The sequence below is a fragment of the Francisella salimarina genome, from assembly GCF_007923265.1.
Taxonomy (GTDB): Bacteria; Pseudomonadota; Gammaproteobacteria; order Francisellales; family Francisellaceae; genus Francisella; species Francisella salimarina.
Genome location: NZ_VOJA01000013.1, coordinates 1 through 584 on the forward strand (window position 1 = coordinate 1; position 584 = coordinate 584).

Here is a 584-nt window from a genome sequence, read left to right on the forward strand (position 1 = left end):
CGCATTTCTTTTTATCCTTTTTTATGATCTGTTACTGTGTTTATTACTTTTATAATACTTTCTATTCCTTCTTTCTCTTTCTCTTCTTTTTCTGTAATATCTGTCTTCTCTACTTACTTCTCTTTTTTTCTTTTTCTTCCTTCTTTTATTTTTTTTTTTTATCTCTTTTTTTTTCATACTCATTCTTTTTCTTCCCTTTATCTTTATTATTTTCCCTCTTCTACTTCCTTTTTTTTCTTTTTTTTTTTCTTTTCTTTTTTTTCTTTTTATTCTTCTTTTTTTTTCTTTTTTTTTTCTCTCTTTTTTTTATTTTTTTTTTCCTTTCTCTTTTCTTTTTTTCTCTTTTTTCTATTCTTTATCTTTATTCTTTTTTTTAATGAATCTTTTCTTTCTTTTTTTCTCTTTCTTTTCTTTTTTTTTCTTTTTTTTCTTTCTCTTTCTTTCCCTCTTCCTTTCTTTCTTCTTTTCTTTTTTCTCTTTTCTTTCTTTCTTTTTTTTCTTTCTCTTTTTTTTTTTTTCTTTTCTTTTTCTTCTCCTCTTGTTTTCCTCTTTTTTGTTTTTTCTTTTTTTTTTTTTCTTTCTCC

The 584-nt window shown here is 21.7% G+C and carries 2 protein-coding genes; both read right to left on the reverse strand.

The genetic code is table 11. The features are described from left to right. Nucleotides 1-21: 21 nt before the first annotated feature. Entirely contained in the window at nucleotides 22-177 is a 156-nt protein-coding gene (locus FQ699_RS09735) for a hypothetical protein (protein WP_179951710.1), read from the reverse strand. A gap of 89 nt (nucleotides 178-266) precedes the next feature. Beyond that, a partial coding sequence (locus tag FQ699_RS09740; RefSeq protein WP_179951711.1) for a hypothetical protein occupies nucleotides 267-584 on the reverse strand: 318 nt, incomplete at its 5' end.

Excerpts from the sequence above, each read along its gene's own strand:
- FQ699_RS09735 (WP_179951710.1), bottom strand. The coding sequence starts at position 177 with ATGAAAAAAAAAGAGATAAAAAAAAAAAATAAAAGAAGGAAGAAAAAG.